Origin of the sequence: Roseomonas mucosa ATCC BAA-692 (assembly GCF_000622225.1) — a bacterium.
In the GTDB taxonomy this organism is placed as follows: domain Bacteria; phylum Pseudomonadota; class Alphaproteobacteria; order Acetobacterales; family Acetobacteraceae; genus Roseomonas; species Roseomonas mucosa.
This window is the reverse complement of record NZ_JHWD01000034.1, coordinates 1-25,750: the sequence shown is the minus strand read 5'-3', so window position 1 is coordinate 25,750 and position 25,750 is coordinate 1. Positions and strand designations below refer to the sequence as shown.

Here is a 25,750-nt window from a genome sequence, read left to right as displayed (position 1 = left end):
CGCGAGCCGACCCGCGTCATCGAGATCCGGCTGACCGGCAACATGGAGCGGTACTTCTGGTCCATCAACGGCAACAACTTCAGCCGGGCCCAGCCCATCCAACTCCATCTCGGCGAGCGGGCGCGCTTCCGCTTCGTCAACGAGACCATGATGAACCACCCGATGCACCTGCACGGCATGTGGATGATGCCGCAGGTCGGCAACGGGGCCGAGAACCCCTTGCTGCACACGGTCAACATCAAGCCCGGCTCGACGGTCGACGTGGACATCGAGGCCGACGCACCCGGCGGCTGGGCCTTCCACTGCCACATGCTCTACCACATGGAGACCGGGATGATGCGCAAGGTGTCCGTGGTTCCGGCGCGCCAGACGGCCTCGGCACGGTGATGGTCATGAAGATCAAGAGCGTCCTGACTGCTGCCGCTTCCCTGGCCGCCCTGACCTTGGGCATCCTCCAGGTCGCACCGGCGCATGCGCAGGCGATGCAGCACAGCACGGAGCCTCCGTTCAGCCATGAAGTGTTCACCGGCGCGGTACTGTTCGAGAAGCTCGAATACGGCTGGGGACTGGACGGCCCGAACATCGGCCGTTGGGACGGGCAGGCCTGGTATGGCGGCGACGTCAACCGCGTCTGGCTGAAGACCGAAGGCGAGACGGCGCGGAATGGCCGGGTGGAGGACGCCGAAGTCCAACTGCTCTACTCGCGCCTGATCGGCTACTACTGGGACTTCCAGGCCGGTGTCCGCTACGACATCCGCCCGCGCCCCGACCGCTTCTACGGCGTCATCGGCCTGCAGGGGCTGGCGCCCGGCATGTTCGAGGTCGACCTCCAGGGCTTCGTCAGCGAGAAGGGCGACCTCTCGGCGCGCGCCGAGATCTCCTACGACGCCTACATCACGCAGCGGCTGGTGCTCCAGCCCAACGTCGAGGCCAACTTCGCGCTCCAGAAGGTGCCCGAACGCGACATCGGCAGCGGCTTAAACGACGTCGAGGTCGGGCTGCGGCTGCGCTACGAGGTCACCCGCGAGGTGTCGCCCTACATTGGCGTCAGCTACGAGCGGAAGCTCGGCGACACCGCGCGCTACGCCCGCAACGAGGGTGAGGACGTGGGCGGCTGGGCCTTCCTGACCGGCGTCCGGCTGTTCTTCTGAGGCCCGCCCTGGTGCTCCGCACGACCCTCGCCGCGCCGCTGGGGATGGCCGCCGCCGCGGAGCCCTCGGCGACGGCACCCTTCGGCCGCTTCGGCGTTTACCCTGTTGAGTTTCGCTGAGAACTGACCCGGGGTTTTCATCGAGAACTGACCCGTGCAGGGATATGTCCCGCGGGCTCTGGTCGTGGGTCAAGCGGGTGTTTTAGCTCTCCTGTTCCTGGGTTCGGCCGAACTGCTCCTGAACCGGAAACTGTCGTTGCCGGTTTCCAGGATGTGGCAGTGGTGTGTGAGCCGGTCGAGCAAGGCCGTCGTCATCTTGGCGTCGCCGAACACGCCACCCCACTCGCTGAAACTCAGGTTGGTGGTGATCACGACGCTGGTGCGCTCGTAGAGCTTGCTGAGCAGGTGGAACAGCAGCGCACCGCCCGAGGCGCTGAACGGCAGGTAGCCGAGCTCGTCGAGGATGACGAGGTCGAGGCGGAGCAGGCGGTCGGCGAGTTGCCCGGCCTTGTTCGCGGTCTTTTCCTGTTCCAGTGCATTGACCAGGTCGACCGTGGAATAGAACCGGACCTTTTTGCGGCCGTGCTCGATGGCCTGGACACCCAGTGCCGTGGCGAGGTGGGTCTTGCCGGTGCCGGGCCCGCCGATCAGTACGACGTTGTCCGCCTGCTCGGTGAACTCGCCCTGGTGCAGCTGCCGCACCGTGGCCTCGTTGACCTCGCTCGCCGCGAAATCGAAGCCCGCCAGATCCTTGTAGGCTGGAAACCTGGCCGACTTGGTGTGGTAGGCGATCGAGCGCACCTCGCGCTCGGCCATCTCGGCCTTGAGCAACTGCGAGAGGATGGGAACCGCCGCCTCGAACGCCGGCGCGCCCTGCTCCACCAGCTCGGTGACTGCCTGGGCCATACCGAACATCTTGAGCCCACGCAGCATGACCACGAGGGCGGCACTGGCGGGATCATGACGCATGGCGCACCTCGCGGGTCCGCAGCGCGTCGTAGCGGCCGGTGTCGGCTCTCGGCTCCTGGTTCAGGGCGAGGGCCTGGGGTGCATCGATCGCCGCGGCCGTGCTCGTGCCGTCGGTCAGGCGGTGCAGGATGTTGAGGATGTGGGTCTTGGTGGCGACGCCATCCTCGAGGGCCAGTTCCACAGCGCAGAGCACGGCCCCCTCGTCGTGCTGCAGCACCAGGGCGAGGATGTCCACCATCTCCCGCTCGCCTCCTGGCCGCCGGAGGAGCTGGGCCTGGAGCTTGCGGAACGCCTCCGGCAGCTCGGCGAAGGGTGCGCCGTTGCGCAGCGCCCCCGGCTTGCGCTGGATCACCGCCAGGTAGTGCCGCCAGTCGTAGACGGTGCGGCTGGGAACGTCGTGCGAGCGCTCGACGATCCGGGCGTGCTCGCACACGACCTGGCCCTCGGCCACCACGACGAGGCGGTCGGGATAGACCCGCAGGCTCACCGGTCGGTTGGCGAACGAGGCGGGGACGCTGTAGCGGTTGCTCTCGAAGTGCACGAGGCAGGTCGGCGACACCCGCTTGGCGTGCTCGACGAAGCCGTCGAACGCCCGCCCCATCGGCATCAGGCTCGCCCTCTCCCGCGCGTGGACCTCGGCGACGCTGCCCGGCAGCACCCCGTGGGACAGTTCGCCCCAGCGCTCGATGCAGCGGGCCTCCAGCCACGCGTTGAGGGCGGGCAGGTCTGCGAAGGGCGGCATGACCTGCCAGATCTGCCGCCGGGCGTCCTGCACGTTTTTCTCGACCTGACCTTTCTCCCACCCTGAGGCCGGACTGCAGAACGTCGGCTCGAACAGGTAGTGGCTGGCCATGGCCTGGAACCGCGCGTTGACCTGCCGGACCTTGCCCGTGCCGACGCGATCCACGGCCGTGCGCATGTTGTCGAAGATGCCGCGACGCGGCACCCCGCCGAGCACCCGGAATGCCTCGGCCAGAGCGTCGAACAGCATCTCGTGGGTTTGCAGTTTGTAGGCCCGGATCACGAAGGCCCGGCTGTGCGACAGCTTGGTATGGGCGGCCTGCAGCTTGAGCCGCTTGCCGCCCACCGTCGCCCAGTCCTCGCTCCAGTCGAACTGGAAGGCCTCGCCGGGCTGAAAGGCGAGCGGTACGAACACCCCGCGCCCGGTGGTCCGCTGCGCCACCTCCCGTCTCGCCTGCCAGCGCCGGACGAAGGCTGCGACCCGGCCGTAGGATCCGCCATAACCCAGGGCCACCAGGTCCGCGTGGATCCGCCGCACCGTCCGGCGCCCCTTGCGACCCTTGCCCGCCTCCACCCTCAGCCATTCCGAGAGTTTGTCGGCAAACGGGTCCAGGCGGCTCGGACGCTCGGGAACCTTGAACCGCACCTCCACGGCGTCCGACCGCAGGTACTTGCGGATCGTGTTCCGTGACAGACCCGTCCGCCGCTCGATCTCGCGGATCGGGAGGCGATCCCGGTAGTGCCACCGGCGGATCACGCTCAACAACTCCATGTCGATCACTCCGATAATCCCGACCAGCCGGTCGGGATGGTGAACAGACACGGGTCATTTCTCGGCGGAAACTCTGACCCTTCCCGGGTCAGCTCTCAGTGCAAATCAACACTATACGGGAAGAAAAGCAGCCGATGCTGCGAAAGCCCACGGCATCGAGTTGGAGGTAATCAGGCTGCCAGAAGCCAAGCGCGGCTTTGTCCTGCTGCCGCGGCGCTGGGTCGTCGAGCGCTCCTTTGCTTGGGCTATCCGCTTTCGGCGCCTGGTGAAGGACTACGAGCGCTACGCCAGCACTCTCGCCGACCTGCACCTTGTCGCCTTCGCCTGCATCATGCTCAAGCAGGCCGCTCAACTGGCCGCAGGTCCATAACAACCTCTAAGTTGCCGGCCTGTTGGAAGCCGAGCTTCCCGCGAAGCCGGATCGAACCCCCGTTCCCTGCCTCGATCCCCGCGACCATGACATGCTTTCCGATCTCCCGCGCTCTGCCGATGAGCGCGTGCATGAGGCTCTCGCCGATACCTTGGCCCCGCTGGTCCACCCGGACATAGGCGGAGTGCTCCACGGTATGGCAATGGCCCTCGAACGCCCGCCAGTCCCCGAACGAGGCATAACCCAGCACTTGTCCATCTGCACCGGCAACCAGCACGGGGTAGCCAAGCCGCTGCCGGTCGGCATGCCACGCGGCGCGGCATCTTCCGCTCCCACGAGGAACTCGCCCTGTAACGGGCAGGCCTCCGCTCACGAGGAACCGGCATCGGCCGGAATGTCCAGTTCCAGCATCAGGGACGCGAGGCACTTGCCATGCGCGTCAAGGGCAAGGGACCGTGTGACGCCGCCGCCCAGCGCGCCCTCCAGCACGAAGTTCAGCGCGCCGATCCCAGGCAGTTCGTAGCGCCGCACCGGGCCTTTCGCGATGCCGGCGAAATGCGCAGCCACACGCTCCACCGTCACCACCTGCATCAGCCGGGGATAATCGGCCATGTCGTAGGCGATGACGGAGACGCAGGAGATGTCGCCCTTGTCTCCCGTGCGGGCATGGGCGAGTTCGCGCAGGATCATGATTATGCCTCCACCCAGGTAATCCGCGGTACCGCTGCGGCTTCGGGGATGAGGCAGGAGCGGATGCCCACCACTTCCCGTGCCGATTTCGTCACCCCGCCGCCGCTGGCCGGTCCATTGAGGTAAAGTGACTCCACCTCGTTCCCGATGCGGATCGCCTCCGCCAGGCTGTCGGTCCGGCCCACGACCCGGACCCGCACCTCGCGCGGCTCGGGCGCATCGGCCGGCTGCTTCGGTCCCAGGATGGAGTCGACGCCGATCAGGTCGAAGCGCATCTCGCTCGCCTGGACGCCTATCAGCCGCAGCCGCTCGGCAACGATCTCCAGCGCCAGCCGTCCGCGCGCCACGGCGCCCGGCCCGGCATAGGAGATCTGCCCTTCGCCGACATAGCTGTCCAGATAACCCACCGAGACCTTCAGCATGCCGGTCCGGGGCCGGCCGCCGCCGCCCTCGACGCGCACCTTGTCCGGCCCATCCTCCGTCACCCGGACACCGGAAAAATCGGCCACGACATCCGGCTGCAGGTAGCGGGCGGGATCGTGCACTTCGTAGAGCATCTGTTCCTTGCAGGTGGCCGCGGTCACCATGCCGCCCGAACCCTGAACCTTGCCGATCACGGCCGTGCCGTCCGCCGACACCTCGGCGATCGGGAAGCCGAGCCGTGCCAGGTCCGGCACGTCCTTGCAGCCCGGATCGGCGAAGTAGCCGCCGGTGATCTGCCCCGCGCATTCCAGCAGGTGCCCGACCAGGGTGCCGCGCCCGAGCCGGGTCCAGTCCTCCATGGACCAGCCGAATTCGTGCACCAGGGGTGCCAGGAACATGGCCGGGTCCGCGGCACGGCCGGTGACGACGACATCGGCACCACCCGCCAGCGCCTCCACGATCGGGCCGGCGCCGAGATAGGCATTGGCGGAGATCAGCCGGTTGCCGAGCGAGGCGACGGTCTCGCCCGTCTCGTCGAGCCTGTGGTCGCCCGCACGCACGGCGTCGAGCACGTCGTCCCCGGTCACCGCCGCGATGCGCAGCCCGGAAAGCCCGAGGTCGCGCGCGACTTCCGCCACCTTCCCGGCGGCGGCCACCGGATGGGCCGCGCCCATGTTGGTGATGACCTTGATGCCCCTGGCACGGCAGATGCCGAGCACCGCCTGCATCCGTTCGACGAGAAGCGGGTCGTAGCCCCGCGCGGGGTCCTTCATCCGCGCCTGCTGGGCGAGGGCGATGGTGCGTTCGGCCAGGCACTCGAAAACGAGGTAGCGCACCTCGCCCCGTTCGGCCACCTCCACCGCCGGTTCGATGCGGTCGCCGGAGAAGCCCGCGCCTGCGCCGATCCTGATCGTCTTCATGGAACCTTCCTTCGCGTGGCGGCCTGCGCCGATGATGGGCCTCATCCCAGGAGGACGCCGGTCGCTAGGGCGACCGCTGTCATCACGAGCGTGGTCCCGAAGGCCCAGGGAAAGATGAAGCGCTGGTGGTCCCCGAGATTGACCCCGCTCAGCCCGACCAGGATGAAGGTCGAGGCGGTGAGGGGGCTCAGCGGGAAGCCGGTCGTCATCTGGCCGAGGATGGCGCCGCGGCCGATCAGGACGGGATCGACGCCGAAGCTTGCCGCGGCCTGCGCCAGCACCGGCAGCACGCCGAAATAGTAGGCGTCTGGGGTGAAGACCAGGCTGAGGGGCATGCTGGTCACCGCCACGATCAGGGGCAGGTAGCCTGCCAGGCTCTCCGGGATCACCGAGACCGCAGCGCCCGCCATCGCCTCGATCATCTTCGTGCCGGTCAGGACGCCGGTGAAGATGCCGGCCGCGAAGATCATGGTGGACACGGTCACGACGCTGCCGGCATGGGACACCAGGTGCTTCTGCTGCTCCTCCCAGCTCGGGTAGTTGACCGGCAGGGCGATGGCGAAGGCCAGCACGAAGAGGATCGGCAACGGCAGCAGGGACGTCAGCAGCGCCACGATCAGGACGACGGTCAGGACAGTGTTGAACCAGAACAGCCACGGCCGTTCGAGCGCGATCTTGCGCTCGCCCGCCGGGGCATGGCCAGCCTGGATGGAGGACATCCCATCGGGCATGTCCTCGCCCGCGCCGGACGGACCGGTGCCGAGGGGCACTGCGGCGGAAAGCGAGGCGGGGCGAGGAGCGGCGGCCGGCAGGGCATCGAGCGAGGCGATGCCGAGGCGGGCCCGCTCCCGCCGACCCAGGAAGTAGGCGACCGCGAGCACCCAGAGGATGCCGGCCAGCATGGCGGGCACAACCGGATTGAAGATGGCCGAGGAATCGGCCTTCAGCGCGGCCATGGCGCGCACCGTGGGCCCGCCCCAGGGAATGATGTTCATCACCCCGGCGCCGAGGGCGACGACGCCCGAAAGCACCAGCCGGTTCATGCCGAGCCGCTGGTACAGCGGCAGCATCGCCGAGACCGTGATGAGGAAGGTGGTGGCGCCGTCACCGTCGAGCGAGACGGCCATGGTGAGGATCGCCGTCGCGAGCACGACTCGCAGCGGATCGCCCTTCACGAAGCGCAGCAGGCGCCGGATCATCGGCTCGAACAGGCCGACATCGAGCATCAGGCCGAAATAGAGCACGGCGAAGATGATCATCACCCCGACCGGCGCGACCCGGGCGATGCCGTCGAGCATCATCTTGCCCAGCTCCGGCCCTGCGCCGGCGAGCAGCCCGGCGATGGTGGGGATGAGGACAAGGGCGACCAGCACGGACATGCGCCTGGTCATGATGGCGAACAGGAATATCGCGATTGTCGCGAAGCCTAAGATGGCCAGCATGCTTCCTCCCAGGCCGCCATTCTCGAAGGGGCGGTCCATGGGGAAGCAATCGTCTATGACGAAGGATGGAGGCAACCTATATATCCATAACATATGCGCATAAATCTGAACCTTCAGCAGCTCTCTGCCTTCCTGCAACTCGCCCGCACCGGCAGCTTCAGCGAAGCCGCGCGGCAACTGGGCGTGTCGCAGCCGGCGCTCAGCCGCATGGTGCAGCAGATGGAGGAAACGGTCGGCGCGCGCCTGTTCGACCGCACGACCCGCAGCGTGGCGCTGACGCCCACCGGGCAGGACCTGCGCCCTATCGCGGAGCGCCTCGTTGCGGAGTTCGACAGCTCCTTCAGCGAGCTGGGGCGCTTCATCGAAGGGCGGCGCGGGCGTGTCGCGGTGGCGGCCTTGCCCTCGGTTGCCGCGGTCCTGCTGCCGCCTGCCATCGCGCAGTACCGCCAGGGGCGCGCGGATGTGGAAGTGGCGGTCCTGGACGGCCTCTCGGGCTCCGTGCTGGACGTCGTGACCGAGGGCCGTGCCGATATCGGGCTGACGATCCGGCCCAGCCCGCGGACGACGCTGTCCTATCGGCCCCTGGTGTCAGACGAGTTCGGCCTGGTCTGCCGCCCCGACGATGCGCTGGCCGGCGACGGCTCACCTCTGCCCTGGTCGGCCTTCGAGGGCAGGCCCTTCGTGGCCATGGCGCCCGAGAGCAGCGTCCGGCAGATGACCGATGCAGCCTTCCTCCAGGCCGGGCTGGCGATACCGCCGCTCTACGGCTGTGCCTTCCTGGGCACCACCGGGCATCTGGTGGCGTCGGGGCTGGGCATCACCGCCCTGCCGCGACTGACGATGCCGCTCCTGGGGCGGCTCGACCTGGTCTGGCGCCGGCTCGAGCACCCGGTGATGCGGCGGCAGATCGGCGTCGTCACCCAGTCCCGACGGAGCCTCGCACCTGCCGCGCTGGCCTTCCTCGCGGTGCTGGAACAGCAGGCCAGGATACACGGGTGACGCCGGGAGCGGCGTCACTCGACGGCAGAAAAGAATTCGTGCAGGTCCGGCAGTGGCTTCGAGAAGATCGATTTGATGACGATGTAGGAGAAGTACTTTTCCACGCCGATGTTCAGCGAGAGCACATACTCCATCGTGTCCTGATAGTGCTGGATGGAGCGTGCCATGAACTTCAGGAGATAATCGTAGCCTCCGCTCACGAGGTGGCACTCAATGACCTCGTTGATCGCACGGATGCGCGTCTCAAAACGCACGAAGTCACTGCTCCGGTGGTCGGAGAGCGTGACCTCGGTGAAGATGGTCACCGTGTCGCCGAGCTTCTGGATGCCGATATGCGCGCCATAGCCGGTGATGTAGCCGGCCTTCTCCAGGCGCTTCACACGCATCAGGCAAGGGCTGGGGGACAGTCCCACCTGACCGGCCAGGTCCAGGTTGGTGATGCGGCCGTTCTGTTGCAGGCAGGAGAGAATGTTCAGGTCGATGCGGTCCAGCTTTGGAGTGCCTGGCGCCATGTATGTCGTCCGGGAGTGGCTTCCTGTCGAGTAGGCCAGGCTCAGCCGACCGTCGAACTCGGCGCGACATTAGAGAGGCACCCTGCCAAGCGCAACCCGCCCGGCCGGCGGCGACGGCGCGAACCGCTCCGCACCCCTGGTGCCCGCCGGATATCCGCTGGCCCGCGGCGACACGCAGCAGGAGATTTCGTCGCGGCCCCGGTGTTCGGCCGATCCTGCCTGCGGCCGGTGCTAGCATCGGGCACGGGCTGCGGCATGGCTCGGCGCAGGCCATGCCCGTGTAGCGCCGTCGCCCATGCGCGTCCCGGAACGATGGAGAGCAGGATGGAGCATTTCGAGGCCGTTGTGATCGGCGGAGGCGCGGCCGGAGCCTCGGTGGCCTACGAGTTGTCGTGCTTCGGACCCGTTGTCCTGGTGGAACGCGAGGCGGGCCTCGGCTATCACAGCACCGGGCGTTCCGCCGCCGTCATCTCCGAGAACTACGGGCCCCTGGGCTGGCAGACCCTCGTCACCGCCAGCCGGCCCTTCTTCAAGGCGCCTCCGCCCGGCTTCGCTGCCAACCCTCTGCTGCACCGGATCGGCGCGCTCTACTTCGGCACGCGGGACCAGGAAGCCTCGCTCCGCAACGATGAGGCCGAGCTGAAGCGCCGTGGCGTATCCTGCCGCCTCCTCCCGGCGACCGAGGCGGCGCGGCTGTCGCCCACGGTCCGGACAGACGGCTTCACGCTCGCTCTCCACGAGCCCGAATGTGCCGATATCGACGCCGATGCGCTGGTCCAGGGCTATGTCCGGGCCGGCAAGGCCCGCGGCCTGCGGACCCTGATGTCCACCGAGGCCGTGACGCTAGAGCGCCGGACGGCAGTGTGGCATGTCCGCACCTCGGGCGTGGAGTTCACCGCCAGCCGCGTGGTCAACGCCGCCGGTTCCTGGGCGGACGAGGTGGCGGCGCGCGCCGGCATCCGTCCCAAGGGGCTGCAACCCTATCGCCGCACCGCGATCACCTTCGAGGCGCCGGAGGGTTCCGACGTGCGGAGCTGGCCGATGACCTTCGACGTGGCGGAGACCTGGTACTTCAAGCCGGAGGCAGGCCATGTGATGGTCTCGCCCGTGGACAAGACGGCGTGCCCGGCCTGCGATGCCGCGCCCGACGAATACGACGTCGCGCTCGCCATAGACCGTATCGAGAATGCCACGATCATGAAGGTGCGGCGGATCGTGAGCCGCTGGGCCGGGCTTCGCACCTTCGCGGCGGACGAGCAGCCCGTGATCGGCCCCGATCCTGACGAGGCCAGCTTCCACTGGCTGGCCGGGCAGGGCGGCAACGGCGTCATGGGCGCACCGGGCGCGGCGCAGCTCGCGGCGGCGCTGGCGATGGGCGAATCGCTTCCGGGTTTCGTCGGTGCCTATGGGATGGATATCGGCCGCGTGCTGCCTTCGAGAAACTTCGTGGCGAAGGCCGCGAAGCAGCAGGCCGCCGTATAGAGGCCAGCGGGGCCGGAACGGCGTGGCGGGCGATCGCTACCCGGCGGCGCCCGACCCCGCACCGGCGAGACGCCGTGCCGCCATGCAGCAAATGATTCTGTGGCGTCCGCGTTCCGCCGCGACATCTGCGGGATGCAAGGACCCGGCTGGTGTTTCATTGCAGCCCGGCCGGGTTACGCTCGGGGTATCAAACGCCCTCGCCGTTCAGCAGGAGATGTTTCCCCATGCGCCTCACCGACTTCAAGGTTCTCACCTTCGATTGCTACGGAACCCTGATCGACTGGGAAAGCGGCATGATCGAGGGCCTTCGCCCATTGACCGAAAAGGTCGGCCGTCCTCTCGGCCGTAACGAGATCCTGGAGGCGCACGCCTTCCATGAATCCACCCAGCAGATCCAGACCCCGGCCCGGCCCTATGCCGAGCTGCTGCCGATTGTCTACAAGCGCCTGGCGGAACAATGGGGCGTGCCGGTCACCCTGGAGGAATGCCTGGCTTACGGCCGGTCGGTCGGCAACTGGCCGGCCTTCGAGGATTCGCCGGGCGCGCTGCGGTACCTTAAGAAGTTCTACAAGCTGGTGATCCTGTCCAACGTGGACAACGCCAGCTTCGCCGCCAGCAACAAGCGCCTACAGGTGGAGTTCGACGCGATCATCACCGCCGAGGATGCCGGTTCCTACAAGCCGAGCCCGCGGAACTTCGAGTACATGCTGCAGCGCCTCGGCGCGGGGCTGGGTGGCGAGAAGATCGGCAAGGAGCACATCCTGCACACGGCCGAGAGCATGTTCCACGACCACAGGCCAGCGAACGCCTTCGGCCTGGCATCCTGCTGGATCTATCGCCGTCACAAGGACCAGGGCTTCGGCGCCACCATGAACCCCGGCACGATGCCGCATGTGGATTTCCAGTTCAACAGCATGGCCGATCTGGTCAAGGCACATCAGGAGCAGCTTCGCGCCTGACCTGCTCCGCCCGAGCGAGTTCCAAACGATCCCGGGGCACGGCCGCCGGCCGTTCCCCGGCCTGAGCAAAGGGATATCCCATGACCGATGCCGTGCAGGCCGAGGCCAAGCCGCTGGCCGAATACGATGATTTCGCGAAGCTCGACATCCGCGTCGGCCGGGTGGTCGAGGTGCAGCCCTTCCCGCGTGCGCGCAACCCGTCCTACAAGGTCGCCGTCGATCTGGGCGACCTCGGCATCCGCTGGTCCAGCGCGCAGATCACGAGCTACGCGCCGGAAGACCTCGTTGGCACCAGCGTCGTGTGCATCTGCAACTTCGCGCCCCGCAACATCGCCGGCTTCCAGTCGCAGGTCCTGATCCTCGGTGCGCGCAACATGGAAGGTGAGGTGATCGTCCTCTCCCCGCGCTCCGACGTGCCGAAGGGTAGCGCCGTCTTCTGACGAACTGCGCGTTCGCCGCCGTCAGCCGGAAATGAGGTTGCGATAGCGGCACTGGTCGGCATGCATCTGCTGCCGGACGAGCCGCTCTGCAGCAGCACACGCCCTTCCGGCAAGGCTAGCCCTTGCAGCGGTTGCGAAAGGTCCCACCGCAGGGGCATGGAGGAAGTGGCAAGTGCCGCCGTATCGCTAAGCCACGGCATCCCGGCGCGGCTCGCCCATCGCCGCATTGTCCTGGATCCTTCTCCTCGTGGCGGAGGGCCTTGACATGTGGCCCCATGATGTGACGATTTTCACAGAATCTGGAGACTGAAAGTCACCGGGCTGACCCACCCGGATCGCACGGCCCGGCACAGAGGACGTAGAGTGAAGACACAGCCGACCGCCCTGCCGCGCCGCCCCGAGGAGCTGGCCCCGCTGATCGATCACACGCTGCTCCAGGCGGGAGCAGGCGCGGCCGAACTGCGCCGCTATTGCGAGGAGGCGCTGCGGCACGGGTTCTGCTCGGTCTGCGTCAATCCGGTGAACGTGCCGCTGGTGGCGCGGCTGCTGCGCGGCAGTGCGGTGAAGACCTGTTCCGTAGTCGGCTTCCCGCTGGGCGCCACGACCTCCCGGGACAAGGCCGCCGAGACGGCAAACGCCGTGCATCATGGCGCCGACGAGATCGACATGGTGATCCCCATCGGCGCGCTGCGGGACGGCAGGGCTGACGAGGTGCGCGACGACATCGCCACGGTGCGCAAGGCCTGCGAAGGGCAGGTGCTGAAGGTCATCATCGAGACCTGCCTGCTGACGGACGAGCAGAAGCGCACCGCCTGCCGTCTGGCCGCCGAGGCGAAGGCCGACTTCGTGAAAACCTCCACCGGCTTCTCCACCGGCGGTGCCACGGTGGAGGATGTGCGGCTGATGCGCGGGATCGTGGGGGATGCGCTGGGGGTGAAGGCCTCTGGCGGCATCCGCGACTGGGACACGGCTCTGGCGATGATCGCCGCCGGCGCGAACCGGATCGGCGCCAGTTCCGGCGTGGCCCTGCTCACAGGGGCGCCGGCTTCCGGCACCGGCTACTGACGCAGGAACGGGAGCGGAGGGAGGGCGCACCCGCGTCAGGGGCCACAGGCAAGGTCAGCCCTGAGGCAGGCCTTCTTCGCGGCCAGGAACTGACATATCGAAGGCATTGAGCAGCACGGAAACCAGACAGTAGCCACCCACGAGATAGATCAGTTCCGCTGTCTGTTCCGCGCCGAAAGCCGCAACCGCACGGCGATAGGTGGTTTCCGGAAGATTCCGGCCACCAGCGAGCACCGCGGCCACGTCATAGGCGGCCGCTTCCTCTTCCGTAAGGTCGGCCGGGCGCTGGCCTGCCGCGATGGCGGCGATCTTGGACGGCGTCAGGCCAGCCGCATCGGCGACGTGTTCGTGGGCATAGAGCTCATAGCGAGAGTTGAAGGCCGCGCCGGTGACGAGAATCGCCACCTCATGCGCAGACCGGGGCAGCTTGGAATTCTCGATCAGAGCCTTGGTATAGATCCACGCCGCCTCTCCGAACTGCGGAAAGCGCAGCATCGGCGCGAAAGGACCCACGAGTGCGCCGTCAGCGCGTTTCGAGACGAAGCCCTTGAGGTGTTGCTTGATCTCCCTAGCCATGTCTTCGTGAAGAGCCCTGATACCGGGCGGCATCTCGTCGGGTGGAAAGGGGGCTGCGCGCAAGGCTCTGCTTCCTTGGTCAGAGGAGAGGAAAATCGGGAGGGGCCTCACCACGCGATGCGGCAAGGCCCTCCGGAAGGCTCAGGCGCCTGTCCCGCCGCCCGGTTCATGGATCGGGCAGCGGTTGAAGCGCTCGCGGAACCTGGCCGAATGCCTGTAGGCCTCGCGCCGGGCACGGTTGATGTTGCCCAGTGGCTGGTGGGCGGCAAGGCCGGTCCAGATCATGAAGTGCATTTCCTCGTTCACGGCCTGGACGCGGGCGGCATCCCAGCTGTCCTGCCGCGGCGCGGTGATGGTGGCGACCGTCCGGGAAGGTGCCTTCTCCTCATCCCACACGACGGTCGGGTCCTCGACGGGCTGCTCCTCCAGGTCGCGGCATAGCTGCACGCGGAACTCCCAGACACCGTCGATGCCCTTCATCTCGCCCTGTATCGTCTCACGGATCGCATCCGGCCGGCCGGAGGCATCGATCTCCTTGCCCTTCAGGGCCAACAGGTCCGGCGCGACCGGAACGAGGCTGAACTTGGCGATATAGTCGCCATAGCGGAATGGCGTGACGCTGTAATAGGTCTCGCCTAGCGGATCGACATTGGGCGCGCCGCCCAGCGACTGCACCTTGGTGCTCTCGACCCCTACGGCCTCCAGGGCGGTGTTCACGCCGCGCAGCACGGAGGACATGACCTTCTTGGTGCCCTCCATCCGGTCGGTGGTCCTGGCCAGCATCTTCAGGTTGCCCAGGAACTGGTCGGCGGTCTTCGTCTGGAAGACCGGCCCGTTCACCATGATGAAATCCTGGGTGCTGCCCTCGGCGTCGGGCAGTCGCTCGCCTTCCACATCCAGCACCTTCAGCGCCATGCCGCGTGGCAGGGAGATCGCGTCCGGCAGGATGTCGCCGGCATTGGTCGAGATCCGCATATAGACCTTGTGCTCGCCCGGCTTGGCGAAAAGGCCCTGCGCCAGCTCCGGCGGAAGGCCAGCGGCGATCACCATCCTGCCTTCGAGAATGCCATGGGCCTTGGCATGGACGGAGCGGACGGCATGGCCGTAGTCCTTCGCCGTCGTCTCCAGGATGGTGTCGAAGGCCTCGTTGAGATCCTGGATCGTGTCCTGCTCGCCGGGCTGGATATCCTCCACGCCAGGGGTGTAGCGGACCGGGAGGCTGAGGCTCATCGTCGGCTCCTTTCTTCGGTTCTCCCGCCTGTCCAGACCATGCCATGAATTGCTCGTGCCAGGACAGAAGAGCGACTGGCGGGTTCGTCTGGAACAGGCTTCGCTCTGCGAATAAACCGCCGCGAGCCCTAAGGTTGCCGCTGCTCCTGAAGGCTGGGCGATGTAGCACCATCCCCATACTTCCGGAGCATCGCTCCGGACGGGGCGTGCAGGAAACGATCTATCTGATCGCTGCGGCCCGCACGCGTGGAAAGCAGCACCGCATGGTGTGGGCACCGTGATCGGAACATGGAACAGGCTCCCGCGCAGGTGGGCGAGGCGTGAGCGGCGGCCATAGGGACGCCGCTCATACCGGTCTTCAGGTGCTTGCCTTCTCCACCGTGGTCATGAAGGCGCCGCCGCCGTTCACGAGGCTTGGTCCTTCCACGGCGGGGCTAGGCCGGGCGGAGAGGTTCAGCAGCGGGAAAAGCAGGTCCGCCACACGATACGCTTCCTCCAGATGCGGATAGCCGGAGGCAATCAGCGTATCGATGCCGAGCGCCTGGTACTCGCGGATCCTCGCCGCCACCGTCTCAGGGTCGCCGACCAGCGCCGTGCCCGCGCCGCCGCGGACCAGGCCGACACCGGCCCAAAGGTTCGGCGCGATCTCCAGCCTTTCGCGTGAGCCGCCATGCAGCGCCAGCATCCGCTTCTGGCCAACGCTGTCGCTCTCCTGCGCCAGCTTGCGCTGCGCCGTTGCGATGGTGTCGTCGGACAGGTGGCGGATCAGCCGGTGCGCGGCATCCCAGGCCTCGCCCTCGGTTTCCCGCACGATCAGGTGCAGCCGGATTCCATAGCGCAGGCTGCGGCCGAGAGCGGCGGCCCGGTTGCGCACATCCGCGATCTTCCCTGCCACCGCCGCGACGGGCTCTCCCCAGGTCAGGTAGGCATCGGCCTGGGCCGCCGCCAGGGCATGGGCCGCCGGCGACGATCCGCCGAAGTAGAGCGGCGGATGCGGGCGCTGCACGGGCGGGAAGGCCAGCCGCCCGCCCCGCGACGAAAGGTACGTTCCCTCGTGCTGCACCGTCTGCCCGGCCATGAGGCCGCGCCAGATCGTCAGGAAGTCGTCCGCCTGGGCATAGCGCTCGTCATGGCCCAGGGTGAGCCCGTCACCCGCGAGGTCGGCGGGATTGCCGCCGCAGACGACATTGGCCATCAGGCGGCCACCCGTCAGCCGGTCCAGCGCCGCGTACTGCCGCGCCGCCTCCCCCGGCAGGGTCAGTCCGGGGCGTAGCGCCACGAGGAAGCGCAGGCGCTCGGTGAAGGGGGCGATGGAGGAGGCGGTGACGAGTGCATCCTCGCAGCCATTGCCAGTGGGCAGCAGCACGCCACTGTAGCCGAGCTGGTCGGCGGCCTGGGCGATCTGGCGCAGATAGCGGTTGTCCACCACCCGATGCCCCTTCCCGGTGCCGAGATAGGAGCCGTCCCCGCCGGAAGGCAGGAACCACATCAGGTCCAGCGGCGGCGCCTCGGCACCACTCTCCGGAAAAGGTTCGGCATTCATGGGCGGGCTCCGGCGATCTGGCGGGGCGGTGTCCAGACGGCGGCGCGGATGTCGATCCGCCGTGGAATGATGCGCAGCGTGGCGAAGCTGTCGGCGATGGCCTGCTGCTGTGCGACAATGGCGTCGTCCACGGCCTGCACGGCATAGACACCGCGCGCGGCGGCGACACGCTGCACCGCCAGCGGCACGCCGGTGACCTCGGCCATGATGCGGGCGAGGTCGTCGGGGTTCCGGTCCGCCCAGTCCGCGGCCTCGTTGATGGCACCGAGCAGCGTGAGGAGCCTGTCGGCGTCCCGCTCGGCGAAGTTGCGGCTGGCCAGGAAGAAGCTGTTGCTCGGGGCGATGTTCTCGGCCGTCGTCAGGACACGCGTCCCGGGTTCCTGCTGCGCGATGGCGAAGAAGGGATCCCAGATGGCCCAGGCATCAATGCTGCCCTGCCGGAACGCCGCCGCGGCATCGGAGGGCTGCAATTGCACGGCCTGTACGTCGCCCGGACCGAGAGACGCCGAGGCCAGGGCGCGGACAACGAAATTATGGGCGCTCGATCCTTTGGTGAAGGCCAGCCGCTTGCCCCTCAGGTCACCCAGCTTGTGGATCGGCACATCCTTCCGCACGAGGATCGCGGCATTGCGGCCGCTGACGGGCTGGCCGCCGGCGTAGAGGAGATCCGCGCCGGCGGCCTGGGCGAAGATCGGCGGCGTGTCGCCGGTCGCACCGAAATCCACGGCATCGGCGTTCAGCGCCTCCAGCATCGGCGGGCCGGACGGGAACTCGATCCACTCGGCCGGAATGCCGAGAGCCTCGAGCCGGCGCTGTTGTCGGAGGATCACGAGCGACCCGTTCTTCTGATAGCCGATGCGGACCGGTGATGCGGCATGTGCCCGGGATCGTCCCATGAAGGCGGGAGCCGTCAGCGCCGGAATGGCCAGGGCGAGGCCGAAGCGGCGCCGGGAAAGCCTCGATGTCACGTCTGTCTCCCACTTCAGGTTCAACATGTCGCCCGGTCTGGGCTTTCGGCTGACGCCATCCTGGCCGAACGCCGGGCTCCAAGGGCTACCGGGAAGGTGGCGGGATTGCCATGGACGGCGTTTTCAAAGTTGCCGCGATACGAAGCAAAATCGACGCATGAGGAAGCCGTGCGGGAGAGGTTTCTTCCGGCCGGAACCAGATCTCGGCGCGTGCCGATGAAAGTCCGGCGCCACGGCCCACCCCCGGGCCCACGGCGTCCGTTCCGGTCCTACCGCAGCAGGTCGGCGTGATGGCGCTGCGCCACATCGGGATGCGAGCGGAGCCGTCCCTTCAGGTAGTTGGCGCCGACATTGCGGAACAGCGGGTTCTCCGGGTCGCTGGCCGGCCCCTTGGCCTCCGCCGCCAGGGCCGGCGGAAGATCGAGCAGCGGCACGGTGGCATCCAGCCGCGCGCCCAGGAAGAAGGCCACGGAATAGCGGTCCCGCCCCACCTTCGGGCTCACGACACGATGCACCGTCGCCTTCAGGTAGCCATTGGAGGCGAGTTCCAGGAGTTCGCCGATATTGACCACGAAGGTACCGGGGCGCGGCACGGCCTCGACCCAGCCCTTCTCCGTTTCCACCTGCAGCCCGCCCGTGTCGTCCTGGAGCACGAAGGTCAGCAACCCGCTGTCCTTGTGCGGCCCCACGCCCTGCGCCGCGTCATCCGTCAGCCGCGCCGGGTAGCGGATGATCTTCATCGTCTGGTTCGGGTTCTCCCGATAGATCGGCGCCAGGGCATCCGGATCGCCGACCAGTGCCTCCGTGAAAGCCTGCACGAGACGGATGGCCACGCGCGTCAGCTCCGACTGCCATTGCAGGAGCACGGGACGAAGCTCCGGCAGGGCCTTGTCGGGCCAGAGATTGGGCCCCTGGAGGCGCGCCCAGGGCGGCGTGTCCGGCCCGATAGGCAGCGCATCGCGCTCGGAATGCACGTCGAACTGCTCGCGCCAGTCCGGGCGGCCGCGCGTCAACTCCAGCCCGGCGCGGTTGTAGCCGCGGAAATGCGGCGAGTGGATCATCTGGACCTTCAGCTTCTCCGCTTCCGGCAGGGCGAAGAAACGGCGGGAGATGTCGCGCACCTCCGCTTCCAGCGCCTCGGAAACACCGTGCCCCGACAGGTAGAAGAAGCCGACCTCCCGCGCGGCATGGCGCAGATCCGTGAGGAAGGCGGCGCGTTCCTCCGGCGTGCCATCGAGGCGGCGAAGGTCGAGGAGAGGCAGGTCCGGCCGGGGGACGGCCGGAACGGTGACAATGTCGTCTGCGAAGGACATCTCGCGTTTCCCTTGTCTGTCAGGCGGCTTTCGCCAGTTGTCCGGCGGCGTCGAGGCCCTGCGCCAGGTCGGCCAGGAGATCCACCGCATGTTCCAGCCCGATCGAGAGCCGTACGTAGCCCGGCGTCACGCCGGTCAGGACCTGCTCCTCGGCCGAGAGCTGGCTGTGGGTGGTGCTGGCCGGATGGATCGCCAGGCTGCGCGCGTCGCCGATATTGGCGACATGGTAGAACAGCTTCAGCGCGTCGATGAAGCGCCGCCCGGCGTCGAGGCCCCCCTCCAGTTCCACCCCCACCAGGCCGCCGAAGCCTCCGTGCAGGACGCGCCCGGCCCGGGCGCGGGCTTCCCCACCCTGCATCGACGGGTGGATGACCCGGGTCACCTCCGGGCGGCGCGACAGCCATTGCGCCACCACGGTGGCCGTCTCGCTGTGCCGCCGCATGCGCAGGGGCAGCGTCTCGACGCCCTGGAGGATCTGGAAGGCGTTGAAGGGCGAGAGCGGGGCGCCGAGGTCGCGCTGGATCGAGGAGCGCAGCGCCGCCAGATAGGGCGGGACGCCGAGCCGCGGCGCCGCCTCGGTCCAGATCATGCCGTGGTAGCTCGGATCGGGCGTGTTGAGGGAAGGCTGCCGTTCCGGCACCGCGCGCCAGTCGAACTTCCCGCCATCGATCACGGCGCCGGCGATGCTGGTGCCGTGGCCTCCGAGATACTTGGTGGCGGAATAGATCACGATGGCCGCCCCATGATCCAGCGGCCGCGCCAGCAGCGGCGCCGCCGTATTGTCCAGGATCAGGGGGATGCCCAGCGGCCGGCCGATCGCCGCGACCTCGGCGATCGGGAACACGACCAGCTTCGGATTGGGCAGCGTCTCGCCATAATAGGCGCGCGTGCGTTCGTCGGTGGCGCGGCGGAAGTTCTCCGGGTCCGTGGGATCGACGAAGCGAGTCTCGATGCCGAAGCGCGACAGGGTGTTGGCGAAGAGGTTCCAGGTTCCGCCATAGAGATCGGTCGAGGAGACGATGTTGTCTCCCGCCCGCGCCAGGGCCAGCACCGAGAAGGCGGAAGCCGCCTGCCCCGAGCCGAGCGCCAGGGCCGCGACGCCTCCCTCCAGCGCGGCGAGGCGCTGCTCCAGCGCATCGACGGTCGGGTTGCCGGTGCGGGAATAGATGTAGCCGAGCTGTTCCAGCCCGAAGAGGCGGCGCGCATGTTCGCTGCTCTCGAACTGGTAGGAGGTGGTCTGGTAGATCGGCACCGCCACCGCGCCATGGGTGGGGTCGGCACGCCAGCCGCCATGCAGGGCCAGGGTGTCGGGATGCAGGGAAGGTTCGGACATCGGGATCTCCTTCAGCCCTGGGTGGATGGGGCGAGGCTGGTGTCGATCGCCTGCCGGACGTCGAGGCGGCGGGAGGCGAGGGTATGGGCCGGAACGCTCAGGCGCCGCCGGTCCTGCGCCTCGGCCAGTTCCCGCAGCAGCGGGATGAGCTCGCGCCCGTATTCGATGGCGTCCGGCAGCGGGTCCCAGCCGCGGAGAATGTAGTGGCTCACCCCGAGCTCCCGGTAGCGCAGCATGGAACGCGCGACCTGCTCCGGCGTGCCGACCAGCGCGGTGCTGTTGCCGCGCCCGCCCAGCACCCCGGCCATGGTGGTCCAGAGCCGCTCGTCCAGCACCTCGCCGCGCTGCGACAGGGCAACGAGGCGCTGGGAGTTCACCGCCTGGCCGCCCGGGATCAGCCCGCTCCCGCCGGCCCGTGCCAGCTTGGCCAGAGCACGCTCGCGGATATGCCGGGCGCGGTCCCAGGCCTCGGCCTCGGTGGCTCCCAGAATGGGCCGGTTGGACCAGGAGAAGGCCAGTTCCCGCCCACGCGGCAGGCAGGCGCGCAGCCGGGCCAGCATGGCCGCGGTCTCGGCCAGGGGCTCGCCGAACAGGGCATAGACATCGGCGTATTTCTGCGCGACGCGGATCGCGGCGTCCGAGGCGCCACCGAAGAAGACCGGCAGCTTCGGCTGGATCGGCCGCACGTCGGACCAGGCCTGCTCGACCGAGTAGAACTCGCCCACATGGTCGAAGGGTTCCGTGGCGGTCCATGTCCTCTGCACCACCTCCAGGAACTCGTCGGTGCGGCGGTAGCGCTCGGAATGGCTGGCATGGTCGCCATCCTTGCGCTGGTCGGCATCCTCCCCGCCCGAGATCACGTGCAGGGCCAGCCGGCCGCCGGTCAGGTTCTCCAGCGTGGCGATCTTGCGCGCCGCCAAAGTGGGGGAAACGAAGCCCGGCCGGTGCGCGAGCAGGAAATGGATGCGCTTGGCCACCGAGGCGGCATGGGCCAGGACCAGGAAGCCGTCCGCGGCATTGGTCCAGTACCCGGCCAGGACGCGGTCGAAGCCTGCCTCCTCATGCGCCAGGGTGATGCGCTCGATGAAATCGGGCTGCACGGCGGGGCCGCCGGTCACCTCCAGGTCGGAGGTCGGGCGGGCCCAGATCATCCCGGTGATGTGCACACTCATGCTGCGATGTCCTCGTGATTCGTATCGGTGCGGGGCGCGGCCTTGCGGGATGGCGCCCAACGATGGGGCGCCGTCCGGTGGGCCATGGCCGCCCGGGCTTCCGGACCGTCGGGCCGTCAGCCGGGGCGGCCGCCCCGACATCGCGGCCGGGCCGCGAACCCCTGATCCGGCCAGGGGACGAGGCGCGCCACCGGGCTCACTGCTCGGCCACCACCGATGGGCGGGAGGCCTCCTGCGGGATGAGGCCCAGGAGGTTCAGCCCGGCGAGGAACAGGCCGAGCAGCAGCAGGCTGCGCCAGACGATACCGATCATGACGGATTGCCCCGGACGCCTTCCCTCTGGAGCCACACCGTCACCCTTCCAGCCCCAGCAAGCCCAGCGCCTCGCGCCGCAGGGCAACCAGATGCGGATCGTCGCGATGCCGGGGATAGGGGCGGTCCACCACCAGCTCCGCCGTGATGCGCGCCGGGCGGGGGCTGAACACCACCACGCGCTGCGCCAGGATCAGCGCCTCCTCGACGTCATGCGTCACCAGCAGGGCGGTGAGGCCGGATCGCTGCCACAGGCGCACCAGCTCCGCCTGCATCGACAGGCGGGTGAGGCTGTCGAGCTTGCCCAGCGGCTCGTCGAGCAGGAGCAGGCGCGGATCGTTCACCAGGGCGCGCGCCAGGGCAACGCGCTGGGACATGCCGCCGGAAAGCTGGTGCGGATAGGCGGTCTCGAAGCCCGTCAGGCCGACGAGGTCGATCGCCTCCTGCACCCGGTGACCCTGGCGGCGCAACAGGCCACGCGCCTCCAGCCCCAGCGCGACATTGGCCCGCACGGTGCGCCAGGGATAGAGCGTCGGGTCCTGGAACACCAGGACGCGGGAGGGATCGGGCGCGGTGATCGCCGCGCCGTCGCCCAGAACATGCCCCGAGACGGGCGCGTCCAGTCCGGCCAGCAGCCGCAGCAGCGTGGACTTGCCGCAGCCCGAGGGGCCGAGCAGCGCCACGAACTCGCCCGGCCGCACGGAAAGGGAAACGTTGTCCAGCACCGGCAGGGGCTGGCCCTCCAGCTGGAAAGCCTGGCTGGCGTGGCGGATCTCCAGCGCCATGCCTTGGACCCGCTCCACCACCGGAGCCTTGTGAAGTGCTGCGCTCACCACCGCACGGTTCCCTTCTGCCAGGCGAGGAGCCGGTCGCGGCCCTTGAAGAGGAGCGTCGTCAGCGTGGAGCACATCAGCGCCATGAGCAGCAGCGCCGCGTACATGTTGCCATAGGCCGCCCAGCCCTGGGCCCATTGCAGATACCAGCCGAGACCGGCCTTCACGCCCAGCATCTCCGCCACCACAAGAACGGAGAAGGAGGCGCCGAGGCCCATGAAGAGGCCGACAAAGACCTGCGGCAGCGCCGCCGGCACGGCGACCTTGAGCACGAGGAAGCTCTGGCTGGCGCCCATCGTGCGGGCGATGTCGTAATAGGCCTTGTTGACGCCCGAAACGCCGGACCAGGTGAGCACCGTCACCGGGAACCAGCTCGCCAGCGCGACAAGGAAGGTGCTGGCGCTGCCGCTGGTCGGAAAGGCGAAGAAGGCGATCGGCAGCCAGGCCGTGGCGGGCAGCGGCCCGATCAGCCGCAGCACCGGATGCACCCAGTAGCCGATGGCGCGCGACCAGCCGAGCGCCACGCCGGCCACGAAACCCGCCGCGGCGCCGATGGCATAGCCGCTGACCAGCAGCCAGAGCGAGCGCAGCACGCTCTCGCCCAGGCGCGGCCAGTCCTCCAGATAGACTTCCAGCAGACCTTGTGGCGAAGCGAAGAAGGGCAGGGGAAGCAGGGCGAGCTTGGCGGTCAGCAACTCCCAGACGATCAGGGCCAGCGGCAGGACGGTAAGCCAGGGCCCCGCCGCGCGCAGTTTCCCGCCCACCTTGCCGAGCCAGGGGGAGAGCACGGCGGAAAGGAGCAGCACACCGCCGAGAAGCGCGGCGGCCAGGGCAAGCTCCCGCGTCCGGCCGACCTCGATGGCGTCCTCCGGCACGGCGACGACGCCGGCGGCGGCGATCCAGATGAAGCCGGCCAGAAGGCTGCTTCCCCAGGCCCTGGCCCTTCCGGTCTCGATCGGGGCGTCGCCGGCCCCGGCGACGGTGGCGCCGCTCATCACGCCCCCAGCACGTCGGCGGTGACGCGCCCGGCGAAGCGCTTCGGATCGGTGCCGGCGCGCATGACCCCGACCGACTTGAGCTCTTCCGCATAGAGCTCGATCTCGTCGCGGATCGCGCGGCCGGTGGGATGGTGGCCATGGGTATGGCTGCGCATCATGGCGATGAGATCGTCACGGCTGGTGCTGGCCGGGGCATAGGTCAGGAAGGTGTCCACCGCCACAGCGGGGTCATGGGCGGCAAGGTCCTGCGCCTCCAGCAGGGAGCGCGTAAGCGCGGCGGCCACCTGCGGCTCGTTCCTGACCAGCGCGCCACTGACGCCGATGATGCAGCAGGCGCGGTCAGCCCATTCGCCGGAAAGATTGGTGGCGACCTCCACCAGCTTTCGGTCCCTTTGCAGCAGCCAGGCGATCGGGTCCCCGCCGGAGACGGCCTGCGCCTCGCCACGCTCCAGCGCCAGGCCAAAGACATGGGCAGGGAAGACCTTCCAGGTGACGTCGCGGTCCGGGTCGATGCCGCGCCGCTTGAGCAGCATGGAGAAGAAGTTCTTGTCGGCGCCGCCCATGTCGGCCGTGGCGATGGTCTTGCCGCGCAGCGAGGCGACATCGCCCGTGACGCCGGCCGCGGGGTCGCCGATCAGCCGCATGCAGCCGCCATGCGTGCCGCCGGTGATCTTGACGTCGAAGCCCATCTCCAACGGCTTGAGCCAGCGCAGCGCCATGCCCACACCGGCATCTGCCTTGCGGGTCGCGATCGCCTCCAGCAGGGCCTCGGTGGAGGAGCCGAAATTGACGAACTCGACCTCCAGCCCATGCTTCGCCAGAATGCCCTGCTGCTGTGCCACCGCGACGGGCGAGGTGCAGATGGCGGTCGCATTCCAGGCAAGCGTCAGCTTACGCAGGGCGGTGCCAGATGCGGCGCCCGATGCACCGGCACGGCAGATCGGGGCGTCGCGAAGCAGCGCGTCCAACGCATCGGAGGGGCCGCCCGCACGTGGCGCAAACCCCATCAGTGGCAGCGACAGGCTTGCAAGGCCCGCGGCGCCCAGCACGGTCCGCCGATCCAGGCCGTTGGGAATCCTGCCCCGAACTCCTCCCGTTCGATGTCTCAGCAGCATCCGGCCCCCACTAAAGATCGTTTACCTTCGTGTTAATAAGAGAACCACTATGGAAAATAGTCAAAAGCATGGGGGTTTCTATTTCGCTGTTGCCGAGGAACATTCCTCTCCGCGATGTGCTCGGAAGAGGCCGTTCTCCCTGCATGCGGTCTGACCCGGCCGTGGCGGATTGCGCGACTGGCGTATGGGGTAGAGGGCGCCTCACGTGGGGGCGGGAAGGGACGATCTGCGCCGGAAAGCGGTAGCCGGGCCAGGTGGCAGGCTCTGGCATCATTCCGCCAGTTTGCGCTGGCCGGACCGTCCCGACGACCGTCCTCAACTTGCCAATACCGTGGCAAGGACATGACGATTACGGTTTCGGGCGCCTATGCCGCCCGCTCAAGAACATCCAGGCCGAGCCAGTTCTTGTAGAAGGCATCGATATCCGGCTCGAAGTCATGAATGATGGAGTACCAGGGCGTAGGGGCCTCGACATCCAGCAGATCGCCCGAAAGCGGGCAGAAGTATTCGCGGATCACCTGCCATTCGGTGGAGGGCGCCATCAACCGGGGGTTAAATCTCCTCCATCTCGTGAATCAGGTTGGACAGGGCATCCCGCGCATGAAGAATGCCCCGCAGCGACGTCACTCCTCGACGAAGGATGCCGTCTTGACGTCAGGGAGTTCCGAAAGGTCCATCGAGTATTCGCAGCCATAGGATGGGATCGGCAGGTCAGCTTCCATCAGCCGCCAGTCCTCTGACAGGTTCCAGAACTTCCGGAAGCCCTCCTCCCAACGCGAACCGAGCTTGAAGCTGGCTGCCTACATCTGCTGGACCTGAAGGCCAGCCTCCTTCGAGAGGATCCTCTCACGCTCCTGCTTCATCCAGGTGCTGGCCGGAACCGCCTTGGCGAGACGCTCCTTGCGGATGCGGTCGCGCAGGATACTGGTCTTGGCCTCGTCAACGCCGGCCAGGCCATCAGCGGCCTTGCTCAGCACCACGCCATAGACGGAGGCTGCGAAGCGATCGATCAGGTAGCCGCCATTGACATCATCCGCGACCTTCTGCGGCTCGCGGCCCAGCGGGTCGCCGAAGCCCGGCCCACCGCGCACGTAGTTGAGGGAGAGGTCGTAGTCCCTGAACATCTCCTCCGTGGTGATGGACTGCTTGTCGCGCTTGATCCGTGCATCGCCGATCATTGCGTCCCAGCGCGGGTTCTGCGGATCCGTGTCGCCGCCGGGCGGTATTTCGCCTCCTTTGGCGATGATGTCCTTCAGCCCTGTGTCGTGTGCGGCGAAGCGGTACTCGGAGGCCGCCGGATAGCCACCCATCAGCCCTCAGTCGGAAGATACTAATCCGGCCCTCAAAAAGGTATCATGTTGTCTATGCGGCGTAGCGGACGGAAGGGGCCTGGAAGAAGGCCCGGACCTTGGCGGGGCGGCGC

Annotated in this window: 26 protein-coding genes and 1 pseudogene; 8 read left to right on the top strand and 19 right to left on the bottom strand. The window is 68.0% G+C overall.

Annotated elements, in window-relative coordinates:
* Together BT98_RS0118340 and BT98_RS0118335 are read left to right on the top strand one after the other, a co-directional pair.
* The coding region (locus tag BT98_RS0118340; protein WP_027297391.1) for a multicopper oxidase domain-containing protein at nt 1-387 on the top strand (387 nt) is incomplete at its 5' end.
* A gap of 5 nt (nt 388-392) precedes the next feature.
* Complete coding sequence (locus BT98_RS0118335; protein WP_027297390.1) at nt 393-1,151, top strand: copper resistance protein B; 759 nt, start codon at nt 393-395, stop codon at nt 1,149-1,151.
* Between the two features lie 188 nt (nt 1,152-1,339).
* Here the strand turns inward: BT98_RS0118335 and istB are convergent, their stop codons facing one another.
* Entirely contained in the window at nt 1,340-2,119 is a 780-nt protein-coding gene (gene istB, locus BT98_RS0118330; protein WP_027297389.1) for an IS21-like element helper ATPase IstB, read from the bottom strand.
* Nucleotides 2,109-3,632: an IS21 family transposase gene (gene istA / locus BT98_RS0118325; protein WP_027297388.1), complete on the bottom strand. Its 1,524-nt coding sequence runs from the start codon at nt 3,630-3,632 to the stop codon at nt 2,109-2,111. The genes istB and istA overlap by 11 nt, the downstream gene beginning before the upstream one ends.
* Before the next feature lie 103 nt (nt 3,633-3,735).
* Between istA and BT98_RS26750 the strand changes: the two are divergent.
* Nucleotides 3,736-4,002, top strand: a pseudogene (locus tag BT98_RS26750) (transposase); the annotation flags it as partial.
* Here the strand turns inward: BT98_RS26750 and BT98_RS28195 are convergent.
* The 4 genes from BT98_RS28195 to BT98_RS0118305 are packed head-to-tail and all read right to left on the bottom strand — an operon-like array spanning nt 3,968 to nt 7,477.
* On the bottom strand, nt 3,968-4,375 hold the full coding sequence (locus BT98_RS28195; RefSeq protein WP_051004745.1) for a GNAT family N-acetyltransferase: 408 nt from the start codon (nt 4,373-4,375) through the stop codon (nt 3,968-3,970). The pseudogene BT98_RS26750 and the gene BT98_RS28195 overlap by 35 nt on opposite strands.
* Nucleotides 4,372-4,692 carry an AtuA-related protein gene (locus BT98_RS0118315; protein WP_019460154.1) on the bottom strand — a complete coding sequence of 107 codons (321 nt, stop codon included), beginning with the start codon at nt 4,690-4,692 and terminating at the stop codon, nt 4,372-4,374. Before BT98_RS0118315 ends, BT98_RS28195 begins: the two co-directional genes overlap by 4 nt.
* Before the next feature lie 2 nt (nt 4,693-4,694).
* Nucleotides 4,695-6,035, bottom strand: coding sequence for an acyclic terpene utilization AtuA family protein (locus tag BT98_RS0118310; RefSeq protein ID WP_019460153.1), 1,341 nt, complete (start codon nt 6,033-6,035; stop codon nt 4,695-4,697).
* A gap of 41 nt (nt 6,036-6,076) precedes the next feature.
* A complete protein-coding gene (locus BT98_RS0118305; RefSeq protein ID WP_027297387.1) occupies nt 6,077-7,477 on the bottom strand; it encodes a CitMHS family transporter in 1,401 nt (466 codons plus the stop codon).
* A gap of 93 nt (nt 7,478-7,570) precedes the next feature.
* Here BT98_RS0118305 and BT98_RS0118300 point away from each other — a divergent pair, with 93 nt between their 5' ends.
* Complete coding sequence (locus BT98_RS0118300) at nt 7,571-8,476, top strand: LysR family transcriptional regulator (RefSeq protein WP_019462055.1); 906 nt, start codon at nt 7,571-7,573, stop codon at nt 8,474-8,476.
* A 14-nt stretch (nt 8,477-8,490) separates the two neighbouring features.
* Here BT98_RS0118300 and BT98_RS0118295 read toward each other — a convergent pair whose 3' ends face one another.
* Nucleotides 8,491-8,988 carry an Lrp/AsnC family transcriptional regulator gene (locus tag BT98_RS0118295; RefSeq protein WP_019462054.1) on the bottom strand — a complete coding sequence of 166 codons (498 nt, stop codon included), beginning with the start codon at nt 8,986-8,988 and terminating at the stop codon, nt 8,491-8,493.
* A 324-nt stretch (nt 8,989-9,312) separates the two neighbouring features.
* On the opposite strand from BT98_RS0118295, the gene BT98_RS0118290 reads away from it, so the two are divergent.
* From BT98_RS0118290 to deoC, 4 genes are all read left to right on the top strand, one after another.
* Nucleotides 9,313-10,470: an NAD(P)/FAD-dependent oxidoreductase gene (locus BT98_RS0118290; RefSeq protein ID WP_019462053.1), complete on the top strand. Its 1,158-nt coding sequence runs from the start codon at nt 9,313-9,315 to the stop codon at nt 10,468-10,470.
* 224 nt (nt 10,471-10,694) lie between these two features.
* Nucleotides 10,695-11,429: a haloacid dehalogenase type II gene (locus BT98_RS0118285; RefSeq protein ID WP_019462052.1), complete on the top strand. Its 735-nt coding sequence runs from the start codon at nt 10,695-10,697 to the stop codon at nt 11,427-11,429.
* A gap of 80 nt (nt 11,430-11,509) precedes the next feature.
* Nucleotides 11,510-11,869 carry a tRNA-binding protein gene (locus BT98_RS0118280; protein WP_019462051.1) on the top strand — a complete coding sequence of 120 codons (360 nt, stop codon included), beginning with the start codon at nt 11,510-11,512 and terminating at the stop codon, nt 11,867-11,869.
* A gap of 363 nt (nt 11,870-12,232) precedes the next feature.
* Complete coding sequence (deoC, locus tag BT98_RS0118275) at nt 12,233-12,934, top strand: deoxyribose-phosphate aldolase (RefSeq protein ID WP_019462050.1); 702 nt, start codon at nt 12,233-12,235, stop codon at nt 12,932-12,934.
* A 54-nt stretch (nt 12,935-12,988) separates the two neighbouring features.
* On the opposite strand, the gene BT98_RS0118270 is transcribed toward deoC, so the two are convergent.
* From BT98_RS0118270 to BT98_RS0118205, 12 genes are all read right to left on the bottom strand, one after another.
* Nucleotides 12,989-13,573, bottom strand: coding sequence for a carboxymuconolactone decarboxylase family protein (locus BT98_RS0118270; protein ID WP_202801213.1), 585 nt, complete (start codon nt 13,571-13,573; stop codon nt 12,989-12,991).
* 78 nt (nt 13,574-13,651) lie between these two features.
* Nucleotides 13,652-14,740, bottom strand: coding sequence for a catalase family protein (locus BT98_RS0118265; protein ID WP_019462048.1), 1,089 nt, complete (start codon nt 14,738-14,740; stop codon nt 13,652-13,654).
* A 358-nt stretch (nt 14,741-15,098) separates the two neighbouring features.
* Nucleotides 15,099-16,283, bottom strand: coding sequence for an FMNH2-dependent alkanesulfonate monooxygenase (gene ssuD, locus BT98_RS0118260; protein WP_019462047.1), 1,185 nt, complete (start codon nt 16,281-16,283; stop codon nt 15,099-15,101).
* The gene (locus BT98_RS0118255; protein WP_037251503.1) at nt 16,280-17,251 is read right to left on the bottom strand and encodes an aliphatic sulfonate ABC transporter substrate-binding protein; all 972 of its coding nucleotides are present in this window, start codon (nt 17,249-17,251) and stop codon (nt 16,280-16,282) included. The genes ssuD and BT98_RS0118255 overlap by 4 nt, the downstream gene beginning before the upstream one ends.
* 269 nt (nt 17,252-17,520) lie before the next feature.
* A complete protein-coding gene (locus BT98_RS0118250) occupies nt 17,521-18,564 on the bottom strand; it encodes an isopenicillin N synthase family dioxygenase (RefSeq protein WP_019462045.1) in 1,044 nt (347 codons plus the stop codon).
* A 19-nt stretch (nt 18,565-18,583) separates the two neighbouring features.
* A complete protein-coding gene (locus BT98_RS0118245; RefSeq protein WP_019462044.1) occupies nt 18,584-19,897 on the bottom strand; it encodes an O-acetylhomoserine aminocarboxypropyltransferase/cysteine synthase family protein in 1,314 nt (437 codons plus the stop codon).
* Nucleotides 19,898-19,908: 11 nt separating this feature from the next.
* Nucleotides 19,909-21,069, bottom strand: a complete 1,161-nt coding sequence (locus BT98_RS0118240; RefSeq protein ID WP_019462043.1) for an LLM class flavin-dependent oxidoreductase — start codon at nt 21,067-21,069, stop codon at nt 19,909-19,911.
* 353 nt (nt 21,070-21,422) lie between these two features.
* The gene (locus BT98_RS0118230) at nt 21,423-22,166 is read right to left on the bottom strand and encodes an ABC transporter ATP-binding protein (RefSeq protein ID WP_019462041.1); all 744 of its coding nucleotides are present in this window, start codon (nt 22,164-22,166) and stop codon (nt 21,423-21,425) included.
* Between the two features lie 44 nt (nt 22,167-22,210).
* Nucleotides 22,211-23,209, bottom strand: a complete 999-nt coding sequence (locus BT98_RS0118225) for an ABC transporter permease (RefSeq protein ID WP_027297386.1) — start codon at nt 23,207-23,209, stop codon at nt 22,211-22,213.
* Complete coding sequence (locus tag BT98_RS0118220) at nt 23,209-24,261, bottom strand: ABC transporter substrate-binding protein (RefSeq protein ID WP_019462039.1); 1,053 nt, start codon at nt 24,259-24,261, stop codon at nt 23,209-23,211. The genes BT98_RS0118225 and BT98_RS0118220 overlap by 1 nt, the downstream gene beginning before the upstream one ends.
* Before the next feature lie 431 nt (nt 24,262-24,692).
* A complete protein-coding gene (locus tag BT98_RS25015) occupies nt 24,693-24,869 on the bottom strand; it encodes an acetone carboxylase subunit gamma (RefSeq protein WP_202801214.1) in 177 nt (58 codons plus the stop codon).
* 258 nt (nt 24,870-25,127) lie between these two features.
* On the bottom strand, nt 25,128-25,637 hold the full coding sequence (locus BT98_RS0118205; protein ID WP_019462036.1) for a hypothetical protein: 510 nt from the start codon (nt 25,635-25,637) through the stop codon (nt 25,128-25,130).
* Nucleotides 25,638-25,750 lie beyond the last annotated feature (113 nt).

Coding starts and splice junctions, on each gene's coding strand:
- BT98_RS0118285 (WP_019462052.1), top strand. CDS start 10,695: ATGCGCCTCACCGACTTCAAGGTTCTCACCTTCGATTGCTACGGAACC.
- BT98_RS0118245 (WP_019462044.1), bottom strand. CDS start 19,897: ATGTCCGAACCTTCCCTGCATCCCGACACCCTGGCCCTGCATGGCGGC.
- BT98_RS0118315 (WP_019460154.1), bottom strand. CDS start 4,692: ATGATCCTGCGCGAACTCGCCCATGCCCGCACGGGAGACAAGGGCGAC.
- BT98_RS0118240 (WP_019462043.1), bottom strand. CDS start 21,069: ATGAGTGTGCACATCACCGGGATGATCTGGGCCCGCCCGACCTCCGAC.
- istA (WP_027297388.1), bottom strand. CDS start 3,632: ATGGAGTTGTTGAGCGTGATCCGCCGGTGGCACTACCGGGATCGCCTC.
- BT98_RS0118225 (WP_027297386.1), bottom strand. CDS start 23,209: ATGAGCGGCGCCACCGTCGCCGGGGCCGGCGACGCCCCGATCGAGACC.
- BT98_RS0118290 (WP_019462053.1), top strand. CDS start 9,313: ATGGAGCATTTCGAGGCCGTTGTGATCGGCGGAGGCGCGGCCGGAGCC.
- BT98_RS0118205 (WP_019462036.1), bottom strand. CDS start 25,637: ATGGGTGGCTATCCGGCGGCCTCCGAGTACCGCTTCGCCGCACACGAC.
- BT98_RS0118250 (WP_019462045.1), bottom strand. CDS start 18,564: ATGTCCTTCGCAGACGACATTGTCACCGTTCCGGCCGTCCCCCGGCCG.
- BT98_RS0118300 (WP_019462055.1), top strand. CDS start 7,571: ATGCGCATAAATCTGAACCTTCAGCAGCTCTCTGCCTTCCTGCAACTC.
- BT98_RS0118310 (WP_019460153.1), bottom strand. CDS start 6,035: ATGAAGACGATCAGGATCGGCGCAGGCGCGGGCTTCTCCGGCGACCGC.
- BT98_RS0118305 (WP_027297387.1), bottom strand. CDS start 7,477: ATGCTGGCCATCTTAGGCTTCGCGACAATCGCGATATTCCTGTTCGCC.
- ssuD (WP_019462047.1), bottom strand. CDS start 16,283: ATGAATGCCGAACCTTTTCCGGAGAGTGGTGCCGAGGCGCCGCCGCTG.
- BT98_RS0118335 (WP_027297390.1), top strand. CDS start 393: ATGAAGATCAAGAGCGTCCTGACTGCTGCCGCTTCCCTGGCCGCCCTG.
- BT98_RS0118295 (WP_019462054.1), bottom strand. CDS start 8,988: ATGGCGCCAGGCACTCCAAAGCTGGACCGCATCGACCTGAACATTCTC.
- BT98_RS0118265 (WP_019462048.1), bottom strand. CDS start 14,740: ATGAGCCTCAGCCTCCCGGTCCGCTACACCCCTGGCGTGGAGGATATC.
- BT98_RS25015 (WP_202801214.1), bottom strand. CDS start 24,869: ATGGCGCCCTCCACCGAATGGCAGGTGATCCGCGAATACTTCTGCCCG.
- BT98_RS0118230 (WP_019462041.1), bottom strand. CDS start 22,166: ATGGCGCTGGAGATCCGCCACGCCAGCCAGGCTTTCCAGCTGGAGGGC.
- BT98_RS0118280 (WP_019462051.1), top strand. CDS start 11,510: ATGACCGATGCCGTGCAGGCCGAGGCCAAGCCGCTGGCCGAATACGAT.
- istB (WP_027297389.1), bottom strand. CDS start 2,119: ATGCGTCATGATCCCGCCAGTGCCGCCCTCGTGGTCATGCTGCGTGGG.